Origin of the sequence: Burkholderia sp. WAC0059 (assembly GCF_002870125.1) — a bacterium.
In the GTDB taxonomy this organism is placed as follows: domain Bacteria; phylum Pseudomonadota; class Gammaproteobacteria; order Burkholderiales; family Burkholderiaceae; genus Paraburkholderia.
In genome coordinates this window covers 1-18,796 of the sequence record NZ_PNEO01000038.1, presented here as the reverse complement: position 1 = coordinate 18,796, position 18,796 = coordinate 1, and the positions used below count along the sequence as shown (strand labels likewise).

Genomic DNA, 18,796 nt, shown 5'->3' with positions numbered 1-18,796 from the left:
CGCCGCGTCGATCTCGTCGTACTTCTTCGCCTCGCCGCCGAACTTCGACGACAGCACCGTCGCAATCGCCGCCGTCAGCGTCGTCTTCCCGTGGTCTACGTGACCAATCGTGCCCACGTTCACGTGCGGCTTGGTCCGCTCAAATTTACCTTTAGCCATGTTTCTCTTCTTTCAAAAAAATTGAATCAGTGAACTTAGTCAGCGTCGACTGGTTACTTCGCCTTCGCGTTGATGATCGTGTCGGCCACGTTCCGCGGAGCTTCTGCGTAATGCTTGAACTCCATCGTGTAGGTCGCGCGGCCCTGCGTCAGCGAACGCAGCGACGTCGAGTAACCGAACATTTCGGACAACGGCACTTCGGCGCGCACGATCTTGCCGCCGCCGACCATGTCTTCCATGCCCTGCACGATGCCGCGGCGGCCCGACAGGTCGCCCATCACGTTGCCCATGTAGTCTTCGGGCGTCTCGACTTCGACGGCCATCATCGGCTCGAGGATGACCGGGGTCGCCTTGCGCATCGCGTCCTTGAAGGCCATCGAACCGGCCATGCGGAACGCGTTTTCGTTCGAGTCCACGTCGTGGTACGAACCGAACGTCAGGTGAACCTTCACGTCGACGACCGGGAAGCCCGCGAGCACGCCGCTCTTCAGCGTGTCCTGGATGCCCTTGTCCACGGCCGGAATGTATTCGCGCGGAATCACGCCGCCCTTGATCTCGTCGAGGAACTCGTAGCCCTTGCCCTGCTCGTTCGGCTCGAGCGTGATGACGGCGTGGCCGTACTGGCCGCGGCCGCCCGACTGCTTGACGAACTTGCCTTCGACGTCGGTCGCCGTCGCACGGATCGTTTCGCGGTACGCCACCTGCGGCTTGCCGACGGTCGCTTCCACGCCGAATTCGCGCTTCATCCGGTCGACGAGAATTTCGAGGTGCAGCTCGCCCATGCCCGAAATGATCGTCTGGCCCGATTCTTCGTCCGTTTGCACGCGGAACGACGGGTCTTCCTGTGCGAGACGGTTCAGCGCGAGGCCCATCTTTTCCTGGTCGGCCTTCGTCTTCGGCTCGACGGCCTGCGAAATCACCGGCTCCGGGAACACCATGCGTTCCAGCACGATCGGGTGCGCCGGATCGCACAGCGTGTCGCCCGTCGTCGCCTCTTTCAGGCCGACGGCGGCGGCGATGTCGCCCGCGCAAACTTCCTTGATTTCCTCGCGGTTGTTCGCGTGCATCTGCAGAATACGGCCGAGGCGCTCTTTCTTGCCCTTGGTCGAGTTCAGCACCGTGTCGCCCGACTTCACCACGCCCGAGTAAGCGCGGAAGAAGATCAACTGGCCGACGAACGGGTCAGTCATGATCTTGAACGCGAGGGCCGAGAACTTCTCGTCGTCGGCAGCACGGCGCTCGGCCGTTTCGCCGCTTTCGAGCTCGCCCTTGACCGGCGGAATGTCGACCGGCGACGGCAGGAAGTCGATCACGGCGTCGAGCATGCGCTGCACGCCCTTGTTCTTGAACGCGGTGCCGCAAAGCATCGGCTGGATTTCGCAGGCGATCGTGCGGTCGCGCAGCGCCTTGACGACTTCCGCCTCGGACAGCGCTTCGCCGCCGAGGTACTTGTCCATCAGCTCTTCGCTCGCTTCGGCGGCCGACTCGATCATCTTTTCGCGCCACTCGTTGCACGTGTCGACGAGTTCCGCCGGGATGTCGACGTAGTCGAACTTCGTGCCTTGCGACGCTTCGTCCCAAACGATCGCCTTCATCTTCAGCAGATCGACCACGCCCTTGAAGTTTTCTTCCGAACCGATCGGCACCACGACGGGCACCGGGTTCGCCTTCAGGCGGGTCTTGAGCTGGTCATAGACCTTGAAGAAGTTCGCGCCGGTACGGTCCATCTTGTTGACGAACGCGAGACGGGGAACCTTGTACTTGTTGGCCTGGCGCCACACCGTTTCCGACTGCGGCTGCACGCCGCCCACGGCGCAATAAACCATGCACGCGCCGTCGAGCACGCGCATCGAGCGCTCGACTTCGATCGTGAAGTCGACGTGCCCCGGGGTGTCGATGATGTTGATCCGATGTTCCGGATAGTTGTTGCCCATGCCCTTCCAGAAGGCAGTGGTAGCAGCGGACGTAATCGTGATGCCGCGCTCCTGCTCCTGCTCCATCCAGTCCATGGTGGCAGCGCCGTCGTGAACTTCGCCAATCTTGTGGTTCACGCCGGTGTAAAACAGAATGCGCTCGGTCGTCGTCGTCTTGCCGGCGTCGATGTGAGCGCTGATACCGATATTGCGGTAGCGCTCGATGGGAGTCTTGCGAGCCACTTTGATCCTCTATGGGAGGTGGCGCCCCGGAAATCCGTTCCGGAGCGCCTGAACACAAACGGGCGAGGCGCCTGAGAAGCGCACCCGCCCGGATTTTTTCCGTCTTTATTTATTGCCAGTCCCGGGGCGGGACGTCCTAGAAACGGAAATGCGAGAACGCCTTGTTGGCCTCGGCCATCCGGTGAACTTCGTCGCGCTTCTTCATCGCGCCGCCGCGGCCTTCGGCCGCTTCGCTGAGTTCACCTGCGAGACGCAGGGCCATCGACTTCTCGCTGCGCTTCTTCGCGGCCTCACGCAACCAACGCATCGCCAATGCCATACGACGCGACGGACGCACTTCGACCGGAACCTGATAGTTCGCTCCACCCACGCGGCGGCTCTTCACTTCGACCACCGGCTTCACGTTGTTGAGCGCGACAGTGAACACTTCCAGCGGGTCCTTGCCACCCTTGGTCTGGATCTGTTCGAAAGCGCCGTACACGATGCGCTCGGCCACCGACTTCTTGCCGGAGAGCATCAGCACGTTCATGAACTTGGCTACATCCACGTTGCCGAATTTCGGATCCGGCAACACTTCCCGCTTGGGGACTTCGCGACGACGCGGCATGTTTCTTCCCTTGATTTTTCAGTTGGAGCTCAATCGCGGCTCCGCGGCCACCAACTAACCCGATTCATCCGTAACGACTTACCAGCCCGGTCGGGTGACCACTTACTCGACAGCACCGGCCAATCCGGCACCCGTCGCCTCCATCGCCTGCCAGCAGGCGACGCTTGTACAGCCAGCCGCCTTTACTTCGCGGCCTTGGCGCGCTTCGCGCCGTACTTCGAACGCGCCTGCTTGCGATCCTTGACGCCCTGGGTATCCAGCGAGCCGCGAACCATGTGGTAGCGCACGCCCGGCAAGTCCTTCACCCGGCCGCCGCGGATCAGCACGACCGAGTGCTCCTGCAGGTTGTGGCCTTCACCGCCGATGTACGAGATCACTTCGAAGCCGTTGGTCAGGCGAACCTTGGCCACCTTACGGAGCGCCGAGTTCGGCTTCTTCGGCGTCGTGGTGTACACGCGAGTGCACACGCCGCGACGCTGCGGGCAGTCCTGCAAGGCCGGACTCTTGCTCTTCGTGATTTCCGAAGTGCGGCCTTTGCGAACCAGTTGATTGATGGTTGGCATTGTTTATTCCTGAAATTGAACAAAATCGATGCATTCATTTCCGGGCAAAGCGGAAAACGGCGAGCATCGAAAACCCCGACTCACGGCACCCAGCGTACGCCCGGCGCAAAAAACCGCGCGCGCAGACACCCCAAGAATCGGAACCCAACATATTATTCGGAAAATGCCAAGCGCGTCAATAGCTTGCGCAAGCGGCAACAGACCCGGGCGAACCGGAGCACACAGTCCCGCTCCCGCCCCTATTCGCCGGCGACGACTTCGAGCAATTCCTCGCCGAAACGGGCGAGCTTGCGGGCACCGATCCCCGGAATCTGGCGCAGGCTCTCGACGCTGTCCGGCGCCCCGCGCGCAATCTCGGCCAGCGTCGCGTCGTGAAAGATCACGTAGGCCGGCACGCCCTCGCTCTTCGCGGTATCGGCCCGCCAAAGCCGCAGACGCTCCCAGCGCGTGCGCTGGAGCGGACTCATGCCGAGGGTCGGATCGGCCCGCTCGCTGGTGCGCCCGGACGCCTGACGAGTACGGGTCGGCTTCACGTAGCGGCGCATCGTCACCGTCTGCTCGCCCTTGAGGACGGGCTTGCTCGCCTCGGTCAGCACCAGCGCGCCGAAACCGTCGTGATCGACGGCGAGATAGCCAAACGCGACCAATTGCCGGAAAATCGCGCGCCATTCGGGCTCGGACAGTGCCGCGCCAATGCCGAACGTCGTCAATTGCTCGTGCCCGCGCTGCAGGATCTTTTCGCTGCGGTTGCCGCGCAGGATGTCAATCATATGCCCGGCGCCGAAATTGAAGCCGCTCGCGCGCCGGGCGCGAAACACGCACGACAGCGCCATCTGCGCCTCGCGCGTCGCATCCCAGGTGTCGGGCGGCTCCAGACAGGTGTCGCAGTTGCCGCAGGGCTGGCTCGCTTCGCCGAAATAGGCAAGCAGCCGCACACGCCGGCACGACGCCGTTTCGCAGAGCCCGAGCAGCGCGTCGAGCTTGCCCGTCTGCACGCGCTTGTGCGCGTCGTCGGCATCGGACTCGTCGATCATCTTGCGCTGCTGCACCACGTCACCGAGGCCGTAAGCCATCCAGGCGTTCGACGCCATGCCGTCCCGGCCCGCCCGCCCCGTCTCCTGGTAATAGCCCTCGACGCTCTTCGGCAAATCGAGGTGCGCCACGAAACGCACGTCGGGCTTGTCGATGCCCATGCCGAACGCGATCGTCGCGCACATCACGATGCCTTCCTCGCGCTGGAACATCTCCTGGTGCCGCTGGCGCACTTCGAACTCCATGCCCGCGTGATACGGCAGCGCGCGGATGCCCTGGCCCTTCAGCCATTCGGCCGTTTCCTCGACCTTGCGGCGCGACAGGCAATAAACGACGCCGGCATCGGTCGTCCCGTCCGCGCGCGTGTGCTCGGCGCGGATGAAATCGAGCAGTTGCGCCCGCGCGTTGTCTTTTTCGACGATCCGGTAGCGGATGTTCGGACGATCGAAGCTCGACACGAAAATGCGCGCCTCGTCGAGCGCGAGGCGGTGCACGATCTCGTCGCGCGTAATCGCGTCGGCAGTCGCGGTGAGCGCGATGCGCGGCACCGACGCGAACCGTTCGTGCAGCACGGAAAGCTGGATGTATTCGGGCCGGAAGTCGTGCCCCCATTGGGACACGCAGTGCGCCTCGTCGATGGCGAAGAGCCCGATGCGCGTGCGCTCGAGCAGATCGAGAAAACGCGGCGTCATCAGGCGCTCGGGCGCGACGTACAGCAAGTCGAGTTCGCCCTCACGCAAGGCGCGCTCCGTCGCCGCCGCCTCGGCGCCCGAGAGCGTCGAGTTCAGGTAGGCGGCCCTCACGCCCACTTCGGTCAGCGCGGCTACCTGATCCTGCATCAGCGCGATCAGCGGCGACACGACGATGCCCGCGCCTAGCCCTGCCTCGTGCCGCATGAGCGCCGGAATCTGGTAGCACAGCGATTTGCCCCCGCCCGTGGGCATCAGCACGAGGCAATCGCCGCCCGTCGCGACTTGCTCGACGATTTCGGCTTGCTGCCCCCGAAAAGCGGGATAACCGAAGACTTCGTTGAGAATTTCGAGCGAGCGGGACATGAGAAGGAAGGGCGAGGAGGCGATGGCGGTGGTGCCGATTCTACCAATCCGGGCGGGTTCCGCCCGGGTCCCTCGCCAGGACTGGCCGTTGGGCCGGTTGCGGACGATTGATTGCGGATGCGCGAGCCGCGCCCGGCGCGAGAAAAGCCGCGGATCAGCGGACGTCGCGCAACTCGGGCACAGGGTCCTTTCTGAGCGCCACCCGGATGCTGCCGACGATGGCCACGAGTCCGACCCCGACGGGAACGAAGATGAGCGAGCCGATCGTGACGAGGACCGCGCCGATGGTGCGCTTCCCGCCGATCAGCATGATGAATCCGACGAGGATGAAGCCCCAGACAAACAGGAAAGCCGCGAAGAACGCGGCCGCCTGGGAAATGCCGGCATGGTGCAGCAACCACGAAAAAATGCCGACCGACGCCAGCAGATTCAGAAACAATCCGACTCCAACGACCCACATGATGCTGCCTCCCAGACACAGATAAACGCTTCCCGCGAGCCGTCGCGGCAACCCACTAAGGTAGCACGGGCGACCCGCGTCGCGCACGGACGACGGTCAGGCCGATCGTCCGCCGACGCGACCATGCCGGGCCCGGATACAAAAAAAGCCGCCCGGTCGAAACCGGACGGCTTGCGGCGACAGCCGGCGAGGAAACGGCCCGACGGCCGTCTCCGCCCCGCTTACTCGCCCGTGTGCTGCTGCTCGGCGGGCGGGGTCTCCGGCGTGCCGAACTCGAACGAAGTAGCCTCTTCCGCCGCGATCTGGTCGAAGCGTTCGCGATCCGCCAGTTCCTTGCTCTTGCGCGCCTTGTGGAACGCAAGGCCAGTACCGGCCGGAATCAGACGGCCGACGATCACGTTCTCCTTCAGACCGCGCAGGTCGTCGCGCTTGCCCATGATCGCCGCTTCGGTCAGCACGCGGGTCGTTTCCTGGAACGATGCCGCGGAGATGAACGAGTCGGTCGACAGCGACGCCTTCGTGATACCGAGCAGCACGTTCTCGTAGTTGGCCGGGCGCTTGTCCTCCGCCGCCATCCGGTCGTTCTCGTCGAGCATGTCCGACCGCTCGACCTGTTCGCCCGGGATGAAGCGCGTATCGCCGTTGTCGACGATCTGCACGCGACGCAGCATCTGGCGCACGATCACTTCGATGTGCTTGTCGTTGATCTTCACGCCCTGCAGACGGTACACGTCCTGCACTTCGTCCACGATGTAGCGCGACAGCGCCTCGACGCCCTGCAGACGCAGGATGTCGTGCGGATCGGCCGGCCCGTCGACGATCATTTCGCCCTTGTTGACGACCTGACCGTCGTGCACGAGCACCTGCTTTTCCTTCGCGATCAGGAACTCGTGCTGGTTGCCCTCAAGGTCCGTGATGACGAGACGCTGTTTGCCCTTCGTGTCCTTGCCGAACGACACCGTACCGGTGACTTCCGCGAGGATGCCCGCATCCTTCGGCGAACGCGCCTCGAAAAGCTCGGCCACGCGCGGCAGACCGCCCGTGATGTCGCGCGTCTTCTGCGATTCGGTCGGAATACGCGCGAGCACTTCGCCGACCTGGACCTGCTGGCCGTCCTTCACGGTAATCAGCGCGCCGACCTGGAAGCCGATCTGCACCGCATGCTCGGTGCCCGGGATCTTCACTTCCTCGCCGCTCGCGTCGAGCAGCTTCACCTGCGGACGCACGCTCTTGCCCGCCTGCGAGCCGCGGCGCTTCGCATCGATCACGACGAGCGTCGAAAGGCCCGTCACGTCGTCGATCTGCTTGGCGACCGTCACGCCTTCCTCGACGTTCTCGAACTTCACCGTACCGGCATATTCGGTGATGATCGGACGCGTCATCGGATCCCACGTCGCGAGCTGCGTACCCGCCTTGATCTGCGCGCCGTCGAGCTGCAACAGCGTCGCGCCGTACGGCACCTTGTGGCGCTCGCGCTCGCGGCCGTGATCGTCGGCAATGATCGCTTCGCCCGAACGCGAGATGACGATCTGCTCGCCCTTCGCGTTCGTCACGTAGCGCATCGTCACCGTGAAGCGGACCGTGCCGTTCGACTTGGCTTCGATCGACGAGGCCACCGCCGCGCGCGAAGCCGCGCCGCCGATGTGGAACGTCCGCATCGTGAGCTGCGTGCCCGGTTCGCCGATCGACTGCGCCGCGATCACGCCGACCGCTTCGCCGACGTTCACGAGCGAGCCGCGGCCGAGGTCGCGGCCGTAGCACGCTGCGCACAGGCCGTAGCGCGTTTCGCAGGTGAGCGGCGTGCGCACGCGCACTTCGTCGATACCGAGGCGCTCGATCTCCTCGACTGCCACTTCGTCGAGCAGCGTGCCCGATTCGTAGAGGGTTTCCTGCGATTCCGGATCGACAACGTCCGCCACCGCGACGCGGCCGAGAATCCGGTCGCGCAGCGCTTCGACGACTTCGCCGCCCTCGACGAGCGCCTTCATCGCGACGCCGTTCGTGGTGCCGCAATCGTCCTCGACCACGACGAGATCCTGCGTCACGTCCACGAGACGGCGCGTCAGGTAGCCCGAGTTCGCCGTCTTCAGCGCCGTGTCGGCCAGACCCTTACGCGCGCCGTGCGTCGAGATGAAGTACTGCAGCACGTTCAGGCCTTCGCGGAAGTTCGCCGTGATCGGCGTCTCGATGATCGAGCCGTCCGGCTTCGCCATCAGGCCGCGCATCCCCGCGAGCTGACGGATCTGAACCGCGGAACCGCGCGCGCCCGAGTCGGCCATCATGTAGATCGAATTGAACGACTCCTGGCGCGTTTCCTTGCCGTCGCGATCCACGACCGGCTCGGTCGAGAGCTGCTCCATCATCGCCTTGCCGACCGCTTCCGACGTCGCCGACCAGATGTCGACCACGTTGTTGTAGCGCTCCTGCGCGGTGACGAGACCCGACATGTACTGACGGTCGTACTCCTTCACCTTCTTCGCGGCGTCGCCGACGATCGTCTCCTTCTGCGGCGGTACGAGCATGTCGTCCACACAGATCGAGATGCCGGCGCGCGTCGCGAGGCGGAAACCCGACTGCATCAACTGGTCGGCGAAGATCACCGTCTCGCGCAGACCGCAGCGGCGGAACGCCGTGTTGATGAGGCGCGAGATTTCCTTCTTCTTGAGCGGCTTGTTCAGCACCGAGAACGGCAGGCCCGGCGGAAGGATTTCCGACAGGATCGCGCGGCCGACGGTCGTCGCGTACAGCGAGATCTTCGGCACGAACGCCGGCGCGCCTTCGGACTTGTCCTCGTTGTGGACCATTTCGGTGATCCGCACGTTGACGCGCGAGGCCAGCTCGACTTCCTTGTTCTCGTAGGCGCGGATCGCTTCCGACACGCCCGTGAAGGACATGCCCTCGCCCTTGCCGTTGACCGCTTCGCGCGTCGCGTAGTAGAGGCCGAGCACGATATCCTGCGACGGCACGATCGACGGATCGCCGTTGGCCGGGAACAGCACGTTGTTCGACGCGAGCATCAGCGTGCGCGCTTCCATCTGCGCTTCGAGCGACAGCGGCACGTGAACGGCCATCTGGTCGCCGTCGAAGTCGGCGTTGAACGCCGCGCAGACGAGCGGGTGCAACTGGATCGCCTTGCCTTCGATCAGCACGGGCTCGAACGCCTGAATGCCGAGGCGGTGCAGCGTCGGCGCGCGGTTCAGCATCACCGGGTGCTCGCGGATCACCTCTTCGAGGATGTCCCACACCACGGGCGTCTGGTTCTCGACTTCCTTCTTCGCCGCCTTGATGGTCGTCGCGACGCCCATCGTCTCGAGCTTGTTGAAGATGAACGGCTTGAAGAGTTCGAGCGCCATCAGCTTCGGCAGGCCGCACTGGTGCAGCTTCAGCGTCGGGCCGACCACGATGACCGAACGGCCCGAGTAGTCGACGCGCTTGCCGAGCAGGTTCTGACGGAAGCGACCGCCCTTGCCCTTGATCATGTCGGCAAGCGACTTCAGCGGACGCTTGTTCGCGCCCGTCATCGCCTTGCCGCGACGGCCGTTGTCGAGCAGCGAGTCCACGGCCTCCTGGAGCATCCGCTTTTCGTTGCGCACGATGATTTCCGGCGCCTTCAGCTCGAGCAGACGCTTCAACCGGTTGTTACGGTTGATCACGCGGCGGTACAGGTCGTTCAGGTCCGACGTCGCGAAACGGCCGCCGTCGAGCGGCACGAGCGGGCGCAGTTCCGGCGGCAGCACCGGCAGCACTTCGAGCACCATCCAGTCCGGCTTGATGCCCGACCGCTGGAACGCCTCGAGCACCTTCAGGCGCTTCGCGAACTTCTTGATCTTCGCTTCGGAGCCCGTGTTCTTCAGCTCGGTGCGCAACGTCTCGACCTGCTCGTCGATGTTGATCGAACGAAGCAGCTCGCGCACGCCTTCCGCGCCCATCTCGGCGCGAAACTCGTCGCCGTATTCCTCGACCTTGTTGTAGTAATCCTCTTCGGTCATGATCTGGCGCGCCTTCAGCGGCGTCATGCCCGGATCGATCACCACGTAGGCCTCGAAATACAGCACGCGCTCGATGTCGCGCAGCGTCATGTCGAGCACCATGCCGAGGCGGCTCGGCAGGCTCTTCAGAAACCAGATGTGCGCGACCGGCGAGGCCAGTTCGATGTGGCCCATGCGCTCGCGGCGCACCTTGGCAAGCGTCACTTCGACGCCGCACTTTTCGCAGATCACGCCGCGATGCTTCAGGCGCTTGTACTTGCCGCACAGGCACTCGTAGTCCTTGATCGGACCGAAGATCTTCGCGCAGAAGAGGCCGTCGCGCTCCGGTTTGAACGTGCGGTAATTGATCGTCTCCGGCTTCTTCACTTCGCCGAACGACCACGAGCGGATCTTGTCGGGCGAGGCCAGACCGATCTTGATCGCGTCGAAAACTTCTTCCTGTTGGACTTGCTTGAATAGATCGAGCAGAGCTTTCATCGCTTCTCTCCAGTAGTCCGATTAATCGCGGTCCAGGTCGATGTCGATACCCAGCGACCGGATTTCCTTCACCAACACGTTGAACGACTCGGGCATGCCGGCGTCGATCACGTGATCGCCCTTGACCAGGTTCTCGTACACCTTGGTCCGGCCGTTCACGTCGTCCGACTTCACCGTCAGCATTTCCTGCAGCACGTAGGACGCGCCGTACGCTTCGAGCGCCCACACTTCCATTTCGCCGAAGCGCTGGCCGCCGAACTGCGCCTTGCCGCCGAGCGGCTGCTGCGTGACGAGCGAGTACGGGCCCGTCGAGCGCGCGTGCATCTTGTCGTCGACGAGGTGGTGCAGCTTCAGGTAGTGCATGTAACCGACCGTGACCGTGCGCTCGAACATCTCGCCGGTGCGGCCGTCGTGCAGACGCACCTGGTTCTTGGACTTCGTCATGCCAAGCTGCTGGGCGATGTTGTCCGGGAACGCGAGGTCAAGCATCTTCGACATCTCGTCCTCGGTCGCGCCGTCGAACACCGGCGTCGCGAACGGCACGCCTTCGCGCAGGTTCTTCGCCAGCTCGACGATCTCTTCGTCGGAGAAACCGTCCAGCTCTTCCGCGCGGCCCGACTCGTTATAAATCTTGGTCAGGAACGCGCGCAGTTCGGCGATCTTCGCCTGACGCTGCAGCATTTCGCCGATGCGCCAGCCGAGACCCTTCGCGGCCCAGCCCAGATGCACTTCGAGCACCTGCCCGACGTTCATCCGCGACGGCACGCCGAGCGGATTCAGCACGACGTCGGCGGGACGGCCGTCGGCCATGTACGGCATGTCCTCGATCGGGACGATCTTCGAGACGACGCCCTTGTTGCCGTGACGACCCGCCATCTTGTCGCCGGGTTGCAGACGGCGCTTCACGGCGAGGTACACCTTGACCATCTTCAGCACGCCCGGCGGCAGCTCGTCGCCCTGCGTGAGCTTCTTGCGCTTCTCTTCGAACGCGAGGTCGAACTGGTGACGCTTCTGCTCGATCGAGTCCTTGATGGCTTCGAGCTGGGCGGCCGCTTCCTCGTCCGCGAGGCGAATGTCGAACCAGTGATAGTGGTCGAGATCCTCGAGATACGCCTGGTCGATCTTCGTGCCCTTCGCGAGCTTCTTCGGACCGCCGTTCGCGACCTTGCCGACGAGCATGCGCGCGAGACGCTGGAACGCGTCGCCTTCCACGATGCGAAGCTGGTCGTTCAGGTCGAGGCGATAGCGCTTCAGCTCGTCGTCGATGATCTGCTGGGCGCGCTTGTCGCGCTGGATGCCTTCGCGCGTGAACACCTGCACGTCGATGACCGTGCCGCTCATGCCCGACGGCACGCGCAGCGACGTGTCCTTCACGTCCGAGGCCTTCTCGCCGAAAATCGCGCGCAGCAGCTTTTCTTCCGGCGTGAGCTGGGTTTCTCCCTTCGGCGTGACCTTGCCCACGAGCACGTCGCCCGCCTCGACTTCCGCGCCGATGTACACGATGCCCGACTCGTCGAGACGGCCAAGCTGCACTTCCGCAAGGTTAGAGATGTCGCGCGTGATTTCTTCCGGTCCGAGCTTCGTGTCGCGAGCGACGACGTTCAGCTCCTCGATGTGGATCGAGGTATAGCGATCGTCGGCGACGACTTTCTCCGAGATCAAAATCGAATCTTCGAAGTTGTAGCCGTTCCACGGCATGAACGCGACCAGCATGTTCTGGCCGAGCGCGAGCTCGCCCAGGTCCGTCGAGGCGCCGTCAGCCAGCACGTCGCCGCGCGAGACCTTGTCGCCGATCTTCACGATCGGACGCTGATTGATGTTCGTGTTCTGGTTCGAACGCGTGTACTTGATCAGGTTGTAGATGTCCACGCCGACGTCGCCCGCAACGGCTTCGTCGTCGTTCACGCGGATCACGATACGGCCCGCGTCGACGTAGTCGACCACGCCGCCGCGGAAGGCCTGAACCGTCGTGCCCGAGTCGACCGCCACCGTGCGTTCGATGCCCGTGCCGACCACCGGCTTCTCGGGACGCAGACACGGCACTGCCTGACGCTGCATGTTCGAGCCCATCAGCGCGCGGTTCGCATCGTCGTGCTCGAGGAACGGAATCAGCGAAGCCGCGACCGACACGATCTGCGACGGCGCCACGTCCATGTACTGGATGCGGTCCGGCGTGACCATCAGCGTTTCGCCGGCTTCGCGCGACGAGACGAGCTCGTCGGTCAGCGTGCCGTCGTCGGCCACGGCGGCGTTCGCCTGCGCGATCACGTAGCGGCCTTCCTCGATCGCCGAGAGGTAGTCGATCTGGTCGGTCACCTTGCCGTCCGTCACCTTGCGGTACGGCGTTTCGAGAAAACCGTACTCGTTCAGATGCGCGTACAGCGCAAGCGAGTTGATAAGACCGATGTTCGGACCTTCCGGTGTCTCGATCGGGCACACGCGGCCGTAGTGGGTCGGGTGCACGTCGCGGACTTCGAAGCCCGCGCGCTCGCGCGTCAGACCGCCCGGGCCCAGTGCGGAAACGCGGCGCTTGTGCGTGATTTCCGACAGCGGGTTGGTCTGGTCCATGAACTGCGAGAGCTGCGACGAACCGAAGAACTCGCGAATCGCCGACGAAATCGGCTTCGAGTTGATCAGGTCGTGCGGCATCAGGTTTTCGCTCTCGGCCTGGCCGAGGCGTTCCTTCACCGCGCGCTCGACACGCACGAGACCCGCGCGGAACTGGTTCTCCGCCAGTTCGCCGACGCAGCGCACGCGGCGGTTGCCGAGGTGGTCGATGTCGTCCACTTCGCCCTTGCCGTTGCGCAGTTCGACGAGGATCTTGATCGTCGCGAGGATGTCGTCGTCCTGCAGCGTCATCGGGCCGGTGATCTCGTCGCGGCCGACGCGGCGGTTGAACTTCATGCGGCCGACCTTCGAGAGGTCGTAGGCGTCTTCGCTGTAGAACAGGCGGTTGAAGAGGGCTTCGACCGCTTCTTCGGTCGGCGGCTCGCCCGGACGCATCATCCGGTAGATCGCGATGCGCGCGGCCATCCGGTCGGTCGTTTCGTCGATGCGCAGCGTGGACGAGATGTACGGCCCCTGGTCCAGATCGTTCGTGTAGAGCGTCTGGATGTCCTTGACCTTCGCTTCGCGCAGCTTGTCGAGCACGCCCTCGGTAATCTCGTCGTTTGCGCTCGCGATGACTTCGCCGGTTTCGCCGTCGACGACGTTTTTCGCCAGCACGCGGCCGAGCAGATAATCTTCGGGGACCGAAATGAACGTGGTCTTGGCGGTTTCGAGGTCGCGGATGTGCTTCGCGTTGATCCGCTTGTCCTTCTGCACGATGACCTTGCCGTCGCGGTCCGTGATGTCGAAGCGCGCGACTTCGCCGCGCAGACGCTCCGGCACGAACTCCACCTGCGCGCCTTCGGGCATCAGCGAGAAGTTGTCGAACACGAAGAAGTTCGCGAGGATCTGCTCGGGCGTCAGGCCGATCGCCTTGAGCAGGATCGTGACCGGCATCTTGCGGCGACGGTCGACGCGGAAGTACAGGATGTCCTTCGGGTCGAATTCGAAGTCGAGCCACGAGCCGCGGTACGGAATGATGCGCGCGGAGAACAGCAGCTTGCCCGAGCTGTGCGTCTTGCCCTTGTCGTGCTCGAAGAACACGCCCGGCGAACGGTGCAACTGCGAGACGATGACGCGCTCGGTACCGTTGATGACGAACGAGCCGGTCGGCGTCATGAGCGGAATTTCGCCCATGTACACTTCCTGCTCCTTCACTTCCTTGACGACGGGCTTACTCGGCGACTCCTTGTCGAGCAGCACGAGGCGCACTTTCGCACGCAGCGCGGAGCAGTACGTCAGGCCGCGCTGCTGGCACTCCTTGATGTTGAACGCCGGCGACGACAGCATGTAGCTGACGAATTCGAGGCGGGCAAAGCCGTTATGGGAAACGATCGGGAAAACGGACGTAAACGCGGCCTGCAGACCTTCCGGTTTGCGCTGGACGGTCGGCACGTCTGCTTGCAGAAACGTACTGAATGATTCAAGCTGGGTAGCCAGCAGGAAAGGAACCTGGTGAACGATGGGGCGTTTCGCGAAACTCTTGCGAATACGCTTCTTCTCGGTGAAGGAATATTGCATACGATCTCCGAATCACGGCGGGGTAAGTCGGGCCAGGATTGCCCGATGCATAACGACCCGAGTGTGTTCACCGACTGAGACCCGATGGCTTCGCGAGCCTTGGAAGCTTGGTGGTTGGCCGCTACCAACCGCTGGCTGACGGCAGCGGATGCCAATGTTGCCCGCTACCCGACCAAACTTGCCTTCTGCAGTCGCATCAGAAGACAAAGAGAAGCGCCGGCCGGTCTTGCCGAAAGGCGATTTTCTTTGGCTTCTGGGTTCCGCGCCCCCTTTTTTCCGCATCGGAGAAAAGGGCTAAAACACAGTCCCCACAAAGCACAAAAAGGCCGGCGGTGTGAAAACCGCCAGCCTTCGCACAGCGCGCAGAAACTTACTTGATTTCAGCTTTCGCGCCAGCGTCTTCAAGCTTCTTCTTCGCTTCTTCAGCAGCAGCCTTGGGCACCGCTTCCTTGATGGGCTTCGGTGCGCCGTCGACCAGATCCTTCGCTTCCTTCAGGCCGAGACCCGTCAGTTCGCGAACGGCCTTGATGACCGCAACCTTGTTGCCACCGGTTTCGGCCAGAATGACCGTGAACTCGGTTTGCTCTTCAGCCGCAGCACCACCCGCAGCGGCGCCGCCCGCCGGGCCAGCCACTGCCACGGCAGCAGCCGACACGCCAAACTTCTCTTCGAAAGCCTTGACCAGTTCGTTCAGTTCGAGAACCGACATCGCGCCGACGGCTTCGAGGATGTCTTCTTTTGCGATTGCCATTTCAATTACTCCAGATTTGAATTCGGATTACAGCCAGCGATCTTTCGCGTCCAGCTACGTTCATCCACGCGTTTACGCGGTTTCGGCCAGCTTCTTTTCGGCCAGCGCGGCAAGAGCCCGCGCCATGCCGGAAACCGGGGCCTGCATGACGAACAGCAGCTTGGAAAGCAGTTCCTCGCGGCTCGGGATGTTGGCCAGCGCTTGCACGCCGACCTTGTCCATCACCTTGCCTTCGTAGGAACCGGCCTTGATGACCAACTTGTCATTGCTCTTGCTGAAGTCGTTGACGACTTTCGCAGCGGCAATGGCATCTTCGGAGATGCCGTAGATCAGGGGACCGGTCATCTGCTCGGCCAACGGAGCAAACGGCGTACCTTCGACGGCGCGGCGCGCCAGCGTGTTCTTCAACACGCGCAGATACACTTGCTGCTCCCGCGCTTTCGCGCGCAGCCTGGTCAGATCGCCAACCGCGATTCCACGATACTCGGCCAGCACGATGGTCTGGGCCTTCGCAACCTGCGCGGAGACCTCAGCCACGACGGCCTGTTTACCTTCTTTGTTCAGTGGCACGGTTAACCTCCAGATTCGATGCCTTCGGCAAAAGCCTCACGCATCGCATTCAACAACGGCGTCCGACCAGTCCGGAGTAATTCGACCGACGGTTGCCGGCATCGCTGCCGCCTTCCGCCTGCCTCAGCACTTCAAAACTTTTTCGGGTTCGCCATCTGCGTTGGCCTGCATTAAGGAGTCTCCCAACGACTGAGCCTCCGCCAACGGTCTTTGACAACCGGTTGCATGGATACGAGTCCCACGCAACCGCCCAAAGCCCTTACATCTGCCCGGCTGCCCGAAAAGGCAACCGGCGATAAAACATTACGCGTTACTGCGCGACGAGCGACGTCTGATCGACGCGAACGCCGACGCCCATCGTGCTCGACACGGCGATCTTGCGCAGGTACACGCCCTTGCTCGTCGCCGGCTTCGCCTTGTTCAGCGCGTCGACCAGCGCGTCGAGGTTGGAGCGCAGCGCAGCCGGCTCGAACGACGCACGACCGATGGTCGCGTGGATGATGCCGGCCTTGTCGACGCGGAACTGCACCTGACCGGCCTTCGCGTTCTTCACCGCGGTCGCCACGTCCGGCGTCACGGTGCCGACCTTCGGGTTCGGCATCAGGCCGCGCGGGCCAAGGATCTGACCCAGCGTACCGACGACACGCATCGTGTCCGGCGACGCGATCACGACGTCGAAATTCAGGTTACCGCCCTTGATCTGCTCGGCGAGGTCTTCCATGCCGACCACTTCGGCGCCGGCCGCGCGGGCCTGCTCGGCCTTCTCGCCCTGCGCAAACACCGCGACGCGCACCGACTTGCCGGTACCGGCAGGCAGCACGACCGAACCGCGAACGACCTGATCCGACTTCTTCGCGTCAATACCGAGCTGCACAGCGACGTCGATCGACTCGTTGAACTTGGCGCTCGCGCATTCCTTGACGAGCGTGATTGCGTCGCCGATCGGGTACAGCTTCTCGCGATCGATCTTTGCCGCAAATGCTTGCAGACGCTTCGAAAGCTTGGCCATTTACACGCCCTCCACGGTGATGCCCATCGAACGGGCGCTGCCGGCGATCGTACGAACCGCGGCATCCATATCGGCTGCCGTGAGATCCGGCATCTTCGTTTGAGCGATTTCTTCGGCTTGTGCGCGGGTGATCTTGCCGACCTTGTCGGTGTGGGGCTTGCTCGAGCCCTTTTCGATCTTGGCGGCCTTCTTGATCAGCACGGTCGCCGGCGGCGTCTTCATGATGAACGTGAAGCTCTTGTCCGCGAAGGCCGTGATGACGACAGGCACGGGCAGGCCCGGCTCCATCGCCTGAGTCTGGGCGTTGAACGCCTTGCAGAACTCCATGATGTTCAGGCCACGCTGGCCCAGTGCCGGACCGACCGGCGGCGACGGATTGGCTTTACCTGCAGGAATCTGCAGCTTGATAAAGCCGATAATTTTCTTTGCCATGTTTGAAAACCTCGTTGGAACGCGAAAGCGTTCGGGTGAGTAATAACGCGTGTTCGCCGGCGATACCGGCTACTGGCGCTCCTCGGCAGTCATTACGCGGACCGCGGACGCGAAAGACGGATCCTGCCCATGAGCAGGATCCGCAGCATTCGATTTACAGCTTTTCGACCTGGCCGAACTCCAGCTCGACCGGAGTCGCACGACCGAAAATAGTAACGGAAACCCGTACGCGCGACTTTTCGTAATTCACTTCTTCGACGCTGCCGTTGAAGTCCGTGAACGGACCGTCCTTCACGCGCACCATTTCGCCGACTTCAAACAGGGTCTTCGGGCGCGGCTTCTCCACGCCTTCCTGCATCTGCGACATGATCTTTTCGACTTCTCGCGGCGAGATCGGGCTCGGGCGATTGCGTGCCCCGCCGACGAAGCCAGTCACCTTCGCCGTATTCTTGACGAGATGCCACGTCTCGTCCGTCATTTCCATCTCGACGAGCACGTAGCCCGGGAAAAAGCGACGTTCGGTCACCGATTTGTGACCGCCCTTCACCTCGACCACTTCCTCAGTCGGCACGAGAATCTGACCGAACTTGTCCTGCATGTCGGCACGGTCGATGCGCTCCTGAAGCGCGCGCTGCACGCTCTTCTCCATTCCGGAGTAGGCGTGCACGACGTACCAACGTTTTCCGCTCGGGGATGCCGGAGTATCGCTCATATCATTTCCAACCCAGAATCGCCGAGAAAATTACCCATTCGATGGATTTGTCGCTGAGCCAGAGAAAAACGGCCATCACCAGCACAAAACCGAAGACCACCAAGGTTGTCTGCGAGGCCTCCTTGCGGGTCGGCCAGACCACCTTACGAACTTCCCTGTACGAATCTTTGGCAAACGCGATAAAACTCTTGCCCGGCGCCGAGAAAAGACCGACCACCACGCCTGCAATCACCCCGACGGCCAGCGCGGCGCCGCGGACGTACCACTCCTGGCTGCCCAGCCAGTAAAACCCTGCGAATCCGGCCACGACTAACAATACACCGATCACAAGCATCAGCTTGTCACCGGAAGTATTTACCGTTTCGACGGATGGATTCGCCATAACACCTTCAAGCATCGCGCATTGCGCGAAAAGTTGGCAGGGGCAGAGGGAATCGAACCCCCAACCTTCGGTTTTGGAGACCGACGCTCTGCCAGTTGAGCTATACCCCTAAACCATTTGGGGTCGGCGACACCGCCAACCCCGAAACAACCGATCAACGAGAACTGGCGTTTACTCGATGATTTTGGCGACGACACCGGCGCCGACGGTACGACCGCCTTCGCGGATCGCGAAGCGCAGGCCCTCTTCCATCGCGATCGGCGCAATCAGCTTCACCGTGATCGACACGTTGTCGCCCGGCATCACCATTTCCT

At 62.9% G+C, this 18,796-nt stretch carries 14 protein-coding genes, 1 tRNA gene and 1 pseudogene; all 16 read right to left on the bottom strand.

Annotation, left to right across the window (positions count from 1 at the left end; all coding sequences use genetic code 11):
- Positions 1-159, bottom strand: a 159-nt coding sequence (locus CY652_RS23180; RefSeq protein ID WP_258002431.1) for a GTP-binding protein, incomplete at its 3' end; no start/stop codon positions are given.
- 53 nt (positions 160-212) lie between these two features.
- Complete coding sequence (fusA, locus tag CY652_RS23175; RefSeq protein WP_102133050.1) at positions 213-2,315, bottom strand: elongation factor G; 2,103 nt, start codon at positions 2,313-2,315, stop codon at positions 213-215.
- Between the two features lie 136 nt (positions 2,316-2,451).
- A complete protein-coding gene (gene rpsG / locus CY652_RS23170) occupies positions 2,452-2,922 on the bottom strand; it encodes a 30S ribosomal protein S7 (RefSeq protein ID WP_006053291.1) in 471 nt (156 codons plus the stop codon).
- Positions 2,923-3,104: 182 nt separating this feature from the next.
- Entirely contained in the window at positions 3,105-3,485 is a 381-nt protein-coding gene (gene rpsL, locus CY652_RS23165) for a 30S ribosomal protein S12 (protein WP_102133049.1), read from the bottom strand.
- 239 nt (positions 3,486-3,724) lie between these two features.
- Positions 3,725-5,572: a DNA helicase RecQ gene (gene recQ / locus CY652_RS23155; protein ID WP_102133048.1), complete on the bottom strand. Its 1,848-nt coding sequence runs from the start codon at positions 5,570-5,572 to the stop codon at positions 3,725-3,727.
- Between the two features lie 154 nt (positions 5,573-5,726).
- The gene (locus CY652_RS23150; RefSeq protein WP_146010207.1) at positions 5,727-6,032 is read right to left on the bottom strand and encodes a hypothetical protein; all 306 of its coding nucleotides are present in this window, start codon (positions 6,030-6,032) and stop codon (positions 5,727-5,729) included.
- 221 nt (positions 6,033-6,253) lie between these two features.
- Positions 6,254-10,498: a DNA-directed RNA polymerase subunit beta' gene (gene rpoC / locus CY652_RS23145; RefSeq protein ID WP_102133046.1), complete on the bottom strand. Its 4,245-nt coding sequence runs from the start codon at positions 10,496-10,498 to the stop codon at positions 6,254-6,256.
- 21 nt (positions 10,499-10,519) lie between these two features.
- A complete protein-coding gene (gene rpoB, locus CY652_RS23140) occupies positions 10,520-14,626 on the bottom strand; it encodes a DNA-directed RNA polymerase subunit beta (RefSeq protein ID WP_102133045.1) in 4,107 nt (1,368 codons plus the stop codon).
- Between the two features lie 370 nt (positions 14,627-14,996).
- On the bottom strand, positions 14,997-15,377 hold the full coding sequence (rplL, locus tag CY652_RS23135) for a 50S ribosomal protein L7/L12 (RefSeq protein ID WP_102133044.1): 381 nt from the start codon (positions 15,375-15,377) through the stop codon (positions 14,997-14,999).
- A 72-nt stretch (positions 15,378-15,449) separates the two neighbouring features.
- Complete coding sequence (rplJ, locus tag CY652_RS23130; RefSeq protein WP_102133043.1) at positions 15,450-15,947, bottom strand: 50S ribosomal protein L10; 498 nt, start codon at positions 15,945-15,947, stop codon at positions 15,450-15,452.
- Positions 15,948-16,257: 310 nt separating this feature from the next.
- Positions 16,258-16,956 carry a 50S ribosomal protein L1 gene (gene rplA, locus CY652_RS23125; protein WP_102133042.1) on the bottom strand — a complete coding sequence of 233 codons (699 nt, stop codon included), beginning with the start codon at positions 16,954-16,956 and terminating at the stop codon, positions 16,258-16,260.
- Positions 16,957-17,388, bottom strand: a complete 432-nt coding sequence (gene rplK, locus CY652_RS23120) for a 50S ribosomal protein L11 (RefSeq protein ID WP_102133041.1) — start codon at positions 17,386-17,388, stop codon at positions 16,957-16,959.
- A 154-nt stretch (positions 17,389-17,542) separates the two neighbouring features.
- On the bottom strand, positions 17,543-18,100 hold the full coding sequence (nusG, locus tag CY652_RS23115) for a transcription termination/antitermination protein NusG (RefSeq protein WP_102133040.1): 558 nt from the start codon (positions 18,098-18,100) through the stop codon (positions 17,543-17,545).
- Position 18,101: 1 nt separating this feature from the next.
- Complete coding sequence (gene secE / locus CY652_RS23110; RefSeq protein ID WP_102133039.1) at positions 18,102-18,497, bottom strand: preprotein translocase subunit SecE; 396 nt, start codon at positions 18,495-18,497, stop codon at positions 18,102-18,104.
- A gap of 19 nt (positions 18,498-18,516) precedes the next feature.
- Positions 18,517-18,592 (bottom strand) — tRNA-Trp (locus tag CY652_RS23105).
- 61 nt (positions 18,593-18,653) lie between these two features.
- Positions 18,654-18,796: pseudogene (locus CY652_RS23100) on the bottom strand (elongation factor Tu); the annotation flags it as partial.

What these genes read in the sequence shown, in the direction of transcription:
- rplA (WP_102133042.1), bottom strand. Translation starts at nt 16,956, where the DNA reads ATGGCCAAGCTTTCGAAGCGTCTGCAAGCATTTGCGGCAAAGATCGAT.
- CY652_RS23150 (WP_146010207.1), bottom strand. Translation starts at nt 6,032, where the DNA reads ATGTGGGTCGTTGGAGTCGGATTGTTTCTGAATCTGCTGGCGTCGGTC.
- rpsL (WP_102133049.1), bottom strand. Translation starts at nt 3,485, where the DNA reads ATGCCAACCATCAATCAACTGGTTCGCAAAGGCCGCACTTCGGAAATC.
- rpoB (WP_102133045.1), bottom strand. Translation starts at nt 14,626, where the DNA reads ATGCAATATTCCTTCACCGAGAAGAAGCGTATTCGCAAGAGTTTCGCG.
- secE (WP_102133039.1), bottom strand. Translation starts at nt 18,497, where the DNA reads ATGCTTGAAGGTGTTATGGCGAATCCATCCGTCGAAACGGTAAATACT.
- nusG (WP_102133040.1), bottom strand. Translation starts at nt 18,100, where the DNA reads ATGAGCGATACTCCGGCATCCCCGAGCGGAAAACGTTGGTACGTCGTG.
- rpsG (WP_006053291.1), bottom strand. Translation starts at nt 2,922, where the DNA reads ATGCCGCGTCGTCGCGAAGTCCCCAAGCGGGAAGTGTTGCCGGATCCG.
- rplK (WP_102133041.1), bottom strand. Translation starts at nt 17,388, where the DNA reads ATGGCAAAGAAAATTATCGGCTTTATCAAGCTGCAGATTCCTGCAGGT.
- rpoC (WP_102133046.1), bottom strand. Translation starts at nt 10,498, where the DNA reads ATGAAAGCTCTGCTCGATCTATTCAAGCAAGTCCAACAGGAAGAAGTT.
- recQ (WP_102133048.1), bottom strand. Translation starts at nt 5,572, where the DNA reads ATGTCCCGCTCGCTCGAAATTCTCAACGAAGTCTTCGGTTATCCCGCT.
- rplL (WP_102133044.1), bottom strand. Translation starts at nt 15,377, where the DNA reads ATGGCAATCGCAAAAGAAGACATCCTCGAAGCCGTCGGCGCGATGTCG.